Below are 9,756 nucleotides of genomic sequence, written 5' to 3'. Positions count from 1 at the left end.
TAAATGGCCCCTAGATTGAACAAATTTTAATCCTGAAAGGTCAACAGGCCCTAGATGTTACTCATTAGAGTTTAAAATTGTATATTGCGCGCAACGCGCGGGCAGTGCCGTTATCGTGTAGTTTGTGTAAAGCATTTAATAATTTACTTGCTAAAGCAGCGTGTTTTTTATGCACATAATGATAGAGCGAAAGTTTACTTAGCAACTGAGTTTGCATGCAGGTCTCTGGCTGAGAAAAGTTACCGGCGTTAAGCACAAAGTCGAGCATAATTGCTCCATCGATTTTACGTTGAGCTAGCAAGTTGAGCTGAGTGGCTATGTTTTTTACTTCAATAATATCGCCCTCAAACTTACTCTCACTTAAGAAATGATGCTGTACCGGATAACCCGATAAAACCGAAACGCTATCGAGTTTATCAAGCGTATTGGGCTGGCAACTTTTAAATAATAGAAGCTTATAGTTAAACAGCGGGTAGTTAATTCTGATCAAGTTTTTATTGTTTGCTTCTATGCTTGTATCACGACCAAGTTGCCCATCTAACACCCCGTTATTGGCTGCCAATAGCGCATTATGGCGATTAAAATCAATTATGTGTACTTCATAATTAAGTTCTTTATAGGCTAGCGTGAGTAAAGCGAGCGCATAGCTGGCTTGAACAGAGTCGCTAGGGCGGTTAAATATAACGCTATTATGATTGGCAAGTGTAATTTTACTAAAAAATAAAACCACTAATAAAAACAAAGTATTGAGCTGTAACTTCAAAGTTAATTCCGTTTAAAATGAGCGGGGGCTATGTTTGCGGAGAATACTAACAAAATAGTCGGGTTTTTGCCCATGTTTGTTGCTTTTTAAACAGTAAATGGGTTCAAACATACGTATAATAAACGCAGATAACAAACCGTACTTAGGAGGGGTTGTGAGTTTTAATTTATGTGCTTTACCTCGAGAGCAAAAATATCAGGTTCAACTAGATTACGAAGCCTCATTTTGGGCTTATCAAATTAAACGAAATAAAAAAACACGTGAGCAAGTTTACAATACAATTCATAGCCGCCCGGTGGCTGAGCAAGCGTTTTTAAAACAGAAGTTTGAGCAGTATTTGGCGTTAATGCTAAGCTAAAGTATGTACATAGTACAAAAGTTAGACACACTTAAGACTCCATTAGTAAATAAATTTTATGCACAGAACAATGTGAGAGGGCGTGCTAATAAGCAAGACCAAGTTTGGGTTGTTTATAACAAAATGCAGGTAGTGGCAGCGTGTAGAATACAAAATAAACATGATTTTTTATTTTTATCAACCGTGTTTGTTGACCCACAGCACCGTAAAAAAGGGCTGGCAAAGCAACTCTTATGCGCTGCAGTTAAACAGCAAACCATGCCGCTTTATACCTTTGCTTATACGCATCTTACAAGGTTATATATGGCACTTGGTTTTAACCAAGTATTAACATATACTCCTGGTTTAAAAGCACTTTTTGATATTTATGCTCATCGAAATATAGTTGCTCTTGAATATCTATAACAAAAACAACGGATCAAGCCATGCGTAGAGGCATTAACGGGATCATTAGTTGCTTTATAGCTTTAATCGCTATAGTTAGTTGCCAAGTTGGCGCACAAGTTAAGCGTTTATCCCCAAGTGAGGGGCTTTCGCAAAGTTATGTAAACACAATGCTGCTTGATGACAATGGTTACTTGTGGCTCTCTACTGAAGGGGGGCTAAACCGCTACGATGGATACCAAGTTGTTGCAATTAATGGCCCGAACGGCGAGCTTGAAGAAGCAATTATAGATTGTATTTATCAAGACCCTGCAGGGAATATTTGGATAGCCTCGCTCCTTGCAGGATTATTTAAGTATGATCCAAGTACAGATACCTACCAGCAATTTATCCCTCAACCTACCAGCGAAAAACAAATCTTAAGCCAGTCGGTGTTTAGTATGGTCGCGATTGACGACAAAACGCTATGGATTGGCCGTGGTCGTGACTTTGCAAAATTAGATATCAAAACAGGTGAAATAACCAGTTTGTTTGAGCTACCTAAGGAGTACGAAAACACCTTAGTGCGTGAGCTTTTTCATCATAATGGGTATATTTTTATCGGCACTAGCCATGGAGCGTTTGTATTTGATATTGCCTCAGAACAAATTAGGCCGCTGCAACATTTAAAAAGCAAAGCTGAACATATTTATCAAAACAACGTTAAATCGTTTTCGGTGATCGACAATAACCAGTTGCTGGTTGGTACTGTGAAAGGGCTGTACCAAGTAGATATTAACGATTTACCGGGTATGTTCGAGCGTCCCGACTTAGCATTTAAAAACCAAGCTGTTATTGCTGATTTAAATGTATGGCGCATTATCAACGAAGGTGAAAAGCTCGATCTGGCAACGAATAAAGGGCTCTTTAAATTTGATCTAAATACCAAAGAGTTAGTAAAAAACACACGCATTACACAAAGTAAATACAGCTTATCTGATACCAGTATGATAGACATGGTAAAAGATAAGTCGGGGGGTTATTGGTTGGCTACAAAAACTGATGGCGCATTTTATCTGTCTAATAATACTTACCACTTTAGCAATATAGATGGCACTCAACTAGGCGGTGATGGGCTTTCTCACCCTTCTGTGTGGGGGATCACTGAATACGAGAACAGCTTATGGCTGGCAACACACAATGGCTTAACTGAAATTGATTTAGCCACAAATACTAGTCAGGTTTATTTGAAAGACTACAAAGTTGACTTGCTGACTACTGAATTTAGCATTTATGAAGCTATTCCCTACAGAGATAAGTTATGGTTACATACAAACAGAGGGCTATTTGAGTTTGACCCTGTAACCCATCAAATTAACGAGCCAACCTTAAGTAATCCTAGCAATAGAGATTTTATTCAGGGTTGGGTACATGGTGTTACTTTAATGCCAAACGGTGATTTATACTATGTGCACTCAGATCATGGCATGTTTAGATACAATATCGACACCCAGAAAGTCACCCGATTAGAAGGGGCTTTTAGCAAAATAGAACCGTTTTTGGCGCATGGTTTTTCGCCAGCGCTGGCAACCAAGCCCGATATGCCACTGTTTTTTAATGCAGGTATTTTGTATCAAGTAGACCCAAGTACGTTAGCATTAAACACTATTTATAAAGTACCAAAACAGCACGATAACGTGGCAATTAACGTACTTTCTTACGTGGTAGATAATAACGATATCTTATGGATTTCGTTGTCTAATTTTGGCCTGATAGGGCTTGATGCTAGCAGCTATAAGCTCGTGCACACGATTGACTTAGAGAAAAACAAATTAGGAACTCTGCTTTACGACATGGTGCTTGATGATGATGGCATGATCTGGATGAGTAGCCATAAAGGGATATGGCGATTAAACCCAGAAACGCTACATTTTCAGCAGTTTACCACATCAGAAGGACTACTTTCAGCAGAGTTTAACAGCAGTGCTATGGCACACCTAAGCGACGGTCGAATTGCCTATGGTAGCCTAAAAGGCATTACTTATTTTCACCCCATGGAGAATCAAAATTACCACTCTTTAATTGACCATGTAAATATCACACGGGTTGATTTGATGTCGCGTGATTTATCTATCGATTTAAAACAGCCACTCAATGAACTTGTGATCAATCATGATGATATTGGCCTAGAAGTCGCATTTTCGGCGATGGCATTTAGTTACCAAGAGCGAATAATCTATGAATATCAGCTCGATAATGGCCAAAAAACCTACACTCGTAATAATAATCGAGTGCTATTTCCTAAACTAAACCCCGGTAATTACCAATTAAAAGTTTGGGCAAAAGACCCATTAACAGGTCAATACACCCCGCCCGCCGTACTTAAAATTCGTGTTAAGTACCCACTGTGGCGAGCACCTTATTTTATGGTGCTTTATGGGGTTTTATTAATTGGTGTTATTGCTATTTGGGTAATGCGTCGAAACAAAATTCAGCGCATATTACTGGCCGCTCATAAGGAGAGTAAAGACAGTGAAGCGCGATTAAAGCTAGCCTTAGAGGGCAGTGAGTCGGGCATGTGGGATTGGCAGTCTACATCGAGTAGTATTTACCAGCCGCGCTTATGTAATGAGCTGGGGTATGATCAGGAAAGCGTGAGTTTAGATGATTACCTAGCTAAAATTCACCCGCAAGATAAAGCACTTTTTAGATTAGAATGGTTAGAGTTTTTATCAACCGATAAAGGCTACTTTAATTGCACGTATCGTTTACGCCACGCCAAAGGTTATTGGCGTTGGTATAAGGACTTTGGCAAAGTAGTCGAGTGGCAAGCAAAACTCCCTAAAAAAGTTGCCGGTACGTATACTAATATGACCCGCGAAATGGTGTTTGAAGAACATGCTCGTTTATTTACCGCTGCGTTTGAGCAGACACGCGATTGGGTATTTATTCTTGATAAAAACTTTACTGTTCGCGCCTCTAATAAGTCATTACAAACGGCATTTAACTTCCCGAGCGAGCCGCGTTCCAGCCGGGCTCTTAATTTAGGCATATCACGAAGTAATCGCTTTGATTACTTGCGGATAATGCAAAAGCTGAATGTTGGTGAGCACTTTTCCTGTGAAGACTTAGTCACCCTTGCCAGTGGTGAGCAGCGTCATGTGTTAGTAAAAATAAGTGCTGTGGCCGATTCTGAACAGCGCTTAAGTAGTTACGTGATTATTTTAACCGATATTCATGCGCAAAAATTGGCTGAAAATGAGCTTCATATCTTGGCCAATTATGATTCATTAACAGGTTTACCTAACCGTATGCTGTTTAACGACAGAGTTGAGCATGCTATTGAGCAAGCGCAAAATCATCAATGCAAAGTGGCTTTGCTGCATATAAATATTAAGCGCTTTAAATACTTTAACGATTCATTTGGACGAGAAGCGGCTGATGAGATAATAAAGCAAGTAGCTAAGCGTATTAAGCGCTCTTTGCGTCCATCTGCAAGTGTTGCGCGTTTTGGGGGCGATGAATTTGTCGTGCTGGTGGAGGATGTGCAGCAAATAGAGGAAGTACTACTAATTTGCTCTAAATTAATCGATTCTGTAAGCCAAAATATGGAATTTAATACTCAAGTGGTAAACGTTAATGTAAGCATAGGGGTTGCCATCGCGCCTGATGATGAAGTGGATCATGTTGGACTACTTAAAGCGGCAAGCATTGCTCTGTACCATGCTAAAGAGTCCCTCGAAAGCAGTTATAAGTTTTATAAGCAGGAGATGAATCAACATGTACAAAAGGCCCTGCATTTAGAGTCATTGCTTACTAAGGCATATCAAGAAGAAGAGTTTTGTAATTACTACCAACCTATCGTGAGTGCACGTACTCAACAAACAGAAGGTTTTGAGGTGCTATTGCGTTGGCCAGAAAACACGTTAGTACCTACTCAAGAGCTATCTTTAGCGGCTGAGAGTATTGGGTTAATTACAAAAGTTATGTTGCAAACTTTTGCTCGCGCATTGCAAGCGCTTAAGCAGTGGCGCGAGCTTTCGCCACAGCTGTATTTGTCGATCAACCTCTCAGCACTCGATTTTGAATACGAAGAGCTTGTCACCGAAATTCATAAAGCCCTTACAAAAGCCGATGTTCCCTCCGATGCGATAGTGTTTGAAATCACCGAATCTATTTTAATGCGTGACTCTAAGCATGCGCTGCACAGTATGGAAATGCTGAAAAAATTAGGCTGTAAGCTCTACATGGATGACTTCGGAACAGGCTATGCCTCGTTAACCTATTTAAAGCGCTTCCCAATTGATGTACTAAAAATTGATAGAAGTTTTGTGCAAGATATTGGTGTAGATTCGGATGATGAAGCCATTATTCAATCAACACTTACTTTGGCCCATAGCTTAGGTAAAGAGTGTGTAGCAGAAGGTATTGAAAACAAACAACAATTGCAATTTTTAAAGCAATTAGGGTGTAAGCATTTTCAAGGGTATTTATTTAGTGAGCCAGTACCTAAAGAAAGTGTCCCCGCATTGATTAAACATGATTGGGTCGCCTTATTTAACACTCAATAATAGGACTATGGGCGCTTTCCACAATGGCGGCAAAATAAATGACTATTACGTTGGTTGAGCTGCGTTTTAATTGCTTTATTAGCTTCAAGCTTACTTAGGCCTAATTTATAGCGTAACTCCTCTAAGTGTAAGCGTTGTGAATCATCTAAGTGGCCGTCATGGATCTGTTCGTGCACAGCGTCTTCAAAAAATTGCCGGCGCTTGCGTATTTGCTCCGAAAAACTAGAAGCAAGTAGACCTGTAGGGATAGCGACCATGCCCATACTTACCAGAGTTACTACGCCACCAAATAACTTGCCCAGCGGCGTAAGTGGCACAACATCGCCATAACCCACGGTTGTAAGTGTGGCCATAGCCCACCACATAGCCGCAGGAATAGAGCCAAATTTATCGGGCTGTATGTCATGCTCTAATAAATAAATGCCGCAAGATGCGAGTATAAGTAGCACCGACATAATAAAAAATGCGGCCAAAAGCGAGCTCGCCTCATCTTTAAATGCTTGTAATAGCAACTGCATTGCGCGTGAATAACGGGTCAGTTTAAATACTCTCAGTAGCCTGAGCACTCGTAAAAAACGCAAATCCAACGGAAACACAAACATTAATAAGCTAGGCAAAATGGCAATAAGATCGATAAGTGCTAACGGTGATAAAAAATAGTGCAAGCGGCGCTTAGCGTTCGACCCCTTAATAGCAGCGTACTTACTTTTATCGACACTAGCCCAAAGCCTTGCTAAGTATTCAAGACTAAAAATAGCCACCGAAATCACTTCTAATAGTAAAAACTGTGTGTAGTAGCGCTCATTTATACTTGGCACTGATTCTAAAACAATAGCAATTACATTGATCATAATTAAGCTAATAAGCGCAATATCAAGCCTGTGACCTGCTTTTTGATAATCGCCAGTGCCTTCAAACAGGCGTGCCATTTTTTGCCTAAGCGTGATATTCATTATTTTAAATTTAACACCATGTTGATGCTGCCTTCTTCAAAATCTCGGCTAATGGTAAAGCCTAACTTACGTGCCAATTCAATCATGCCAGTGTTCTCAGGCAGTGTAATACCTTCAACAACCTCAACACCTTGGCGTTTACAATGATTTATAGCAGCACTCATCAGTAACCTGCCAAGACCTAAACCTTGGTAGTCAGAGCGAACCACTGTGGCAAATTCCGCATGTAAATTATCAGGGTCCATAATAACCCGCGCTACACCGAGTGTGCGGCTTTTACCTTCAAAGCGTTGGCAAACAATAAATGCCATTTCTCGGTCGTAATCTATTTGTGTCATTTTTGCGAGTTGATCGTGATTAAACTGAGGGAGTTCGCCAAAAAAGCGTTTGTAGCGATCTTCTTTATTAAGTGATTGATCAAATTCTTGGTGGGCTTTTTCATCCTCGGGGCGAATAGGCCTTAATGTAGCGCGAGTATTATTTTTAAGAGTCACCTCTTCAACAAGGTCTATAGGGTAAGGGCGTATACATAAACGTTTACGATCGCTGCGCGCTTGATAACGATTAACACTAATGGTGGCATCAAGCACTAAAAACTGACCATTGCTAGCAAGTATTGGATTTAATTCCATAGAGCTTATGTCGGGCTGATCAACAACGAGCTGAGATATACGCGTAAGCAGGGCGCATAAACGGTATTTATCGACTTTTTCTGGTAAAACACGTTCTTTTAACACGCCTTTATCGTGAGCTGCTGCAATAAGGTATTTAGCTAAGTTCATATTAAGCGGCGGCAAAGCAACGGCTGCTTGGGCATACTCTAACCCATTACCTGCTTCACCAAGTAATATGACAGGGCCAAAATTAGGCTCGGTTTTAATGGCTATTCTGAGCTCATTAGCACCAGCACGGGGCGCCATTTTTTGCAATGAAAACCCTTCAATAACCGCATCTGGATAGGTGTTTTTAATTCGTATCAGCATGGCAAACGCGGTTTGCTCAACCTCGTTTGCATCGTTTAAGTTAAGAACCACACCCCCTACTTCTGATTTAGAGGCAATACTTGGGCTAATCAACTTTAACGCTACCGGAAAGCCTAATTCAATTGCTTGTTCACGCGCTTCTGTGGGCGTGTAGGCCACTTCTGTTTTAATACACTCAACACCATAATGGCTAAGGATTTGGCTTGCTTGATGCGTGGGCAAGTAGCTTTGCTCTTCATCTAAAAATTCGTTAATTAGCGAAGTGGCCGCAGTTTTATTTATTTTGGCATCGTCAGTATTTGATTCCGGAGTTTGCGTTAAATGCTTTTGGTTACGACGATAGCTGACCAAATGCATAAATGCGCCAACGGCACCCTCGGGCGTGCGATAGGTTGGAATAGTATGGTTAGAGCAAACACGCCTAGCGGCATAAGCCGCATCTTCACCCATAAAGTTGGTCATTACATAAGGGCGTGCCATTTTGGGTATTTTTTGTAAGGTTTGCACTATCATATCGGCGTAATCTTCACTGGGTGCCAGTGCTGATGGGGTATGAATTATAAGTAAATTTTTAACTTCCTCGGCACGTAGTAAAATTTCCAGCGCTTGTTTATAACGCGCGGGGGCAGAATCACCAAAAATATCAACGGGGTTGGATGTGGTGTCTGATTGTGGGATCACCCTATTTAGCGCTGCTCGTGTTTGCTCGCTTAGCTGGGCAAGTTTGCCGGAATTTAAAATAAGCTCGTCGACTGCCATGACCCCAGGGCCGCCGCCGTTAGTTAAAATGGTTAACTGCTCAACTTTTAACAGTTTTGGATGAATGGCGAGTGTTTGCGTGGCCGCAAAAAGTTCGCGCAGGTCACTCACCCGAAGCATACCAGCACGTTGAAAAAGCGCATCGTACACCGCATCTGAGCTTTGTTTTCCACCGGTATGGATTTCGGCGGCTAATGCACCTGCACCAGTCTTACCGGTTTTAATAGCTATAACAGGTTTACTAAATGCAGCTGCGCGTGCTGCAGATATAAACCCGCGGATATCCTCAATATTATCTATGTAGAGTAAGATGGCTTTGGTTTTGGCATCGCGGCCTAAAAAATCCAATAGCTCGTCAAAATCAATATCTAAGCAATCACCGACTGAAACAAAATACGAAAAGCCGATTTCTTTATTTTTAGCCCAATCTAAAATGGTGGAGCACACCGCTGCTGATTGCGATATAAAAGCCAGTTTCCCTGGGGCGGCTACTGTATGTGAAAAGCTTGCATTTAAACCAATATGCGGAATAAGCAGGCCTAAACAATTAGGCCCAAGCAAAGTAACGTGGTGGGTGTCGGCGGCGTGTTTTAACGCTGTTTTTTGGCTTAATGAGAGTCCATCGGCAATCACAATCGCACTTTTACAACCAAGCTGGCCAAGCTGCTCAATTATAGTCAGCAAGGTATTTTTATTAGTACAAATAACAGCTAGGTCGGGCACTTTAGGCAGTGCAGTAATATCAGGATAGGCCAGCACACCGTGGACCGCGCTATGGGTAGGGGTGACGGGCATAATAGGCCCTTTAAATCCACCTTGTAATAAATTGCGCATAACCACAAATCCCGCGCGAGTAGGGGTATTCGAGGCACCAATAACGGCTACCGAGGCCGGATTAAAAAATTGGCTAATACGCTTTAGGCTCATGGCATATCCTTGGCTGATAATATTTTGCGTTATTTATACTCACAATGTACCCTGTTTGCTGTGTTATTTCGAGCGCGTA

6 protein-coding genes are annotated in these 9,756 nt (G+C 41.3%); 3 read left to right on the top strand and 3 right to left on the bottom strand.

The window, feature by feature from the left end; all coding sequences use genetic code 11:
- Positions 1-64: 64 nt before the first annotated feature.
- Entirely contained in the window at positions 65-763 is a 699-nt protein-coding gene (locus tag AABI99_RS05795) for a transporter substrate-binding domain-containing protein (protein WP_338364347.1), read from the bottom strand.
- Positions 764-917: 154 nt separating this feature from the next.
- Here AABI99_RS05795 and AABI99_RS05790 point away from each other — a divergent pair, with 154 nt between their 5' ends.
- From AABI99_RS05790 to AABI99_RS05780, 3 genes are read left to right on the top strand one after another with little or no spacing between them, the layout of a single operon-like run.
- A complete protein-coding gene (locus tag AABI99_RS05790; RefSeq protein WP_338364345.1) occupies positions 918-1,121 on the top strand; it encodes a DUF3283 family protein in 204 nt (67 codons plus the stop codon).
- A 3-nt stretch (positions 1,122-1,124) separates the two neighbouring features.
- Positions 1,125-1,526 carry a GNAT family N-acetyltransferase gene (locus AABI99_RS05785; RefSeq protein WP_338364343.1) on the top strand — a complete coding sequence of 134 codons (402 nt, stop codon included), beginning with the start codon at positions 1,125-1,127 and terminating at the stop codon, positions 1,524-1,526.
- A 20-nt stretch (positions 1,527-1,546) separates the two neighbouring features.
- Positions 1,547-6,055: an EAL domain-containing protein gene (locus tag AABI99_RS05780; RefSeq protein WP_338364341.1), complete on the top strand. Its 4,509-nt coding sequence runs from the start codon at positions 1,547-1,549 to the stop codon at positions 6,053-6,055.
- 5 nt (positions 6,056-6,060) lie between these two features.
- Here the strand turns inward: AABI99_RS05780 and AABI99_RS05775 are convergent, their stop codons facing one another.
- Positions 6,061-6,984 (bottom strand): ion transporter, encoded by a 924-nt coding sequence (locus AABI99_RS05775; protein ID WP_338364339.1) that lies wholly within the window; start codon positions 6,982-6,984, stop codon positions 6,061-6,063.
- Positions 6,985-7,007: 23 nt separating this feature from the next.
- On the bottom strand, positions 7,008-9,677 hold the full coding sequence (locus tag AABI99_RS05770) for a bifunctional acetate--CoA ligase family protein/GNAT family N-acetyltransferase (RefSeq protein ID WP_338364337.1): 2,670 nt from the start codon (positions 9,675-9,677) through the stop codon (positions 7,008-7,010).
- Between the last annotated feature and the right edge of the window lie 79 nt (positions 9,678-9,756).

The sequence above is a fragment of the uncultured Pseudoalteromonas sp. genome, from assembly GCF_963922945.1.
Lineage (GTDB): Bacteria > Pseudomonadota > Gammaproteobacteria > Enterobacterales > Alteromonadaceae > Pseudoalteromonas.
Note: the sequence above shows the minus strand (reverse complement) of the source record. Positions and strands in the feature narration are given on the sequence as shown.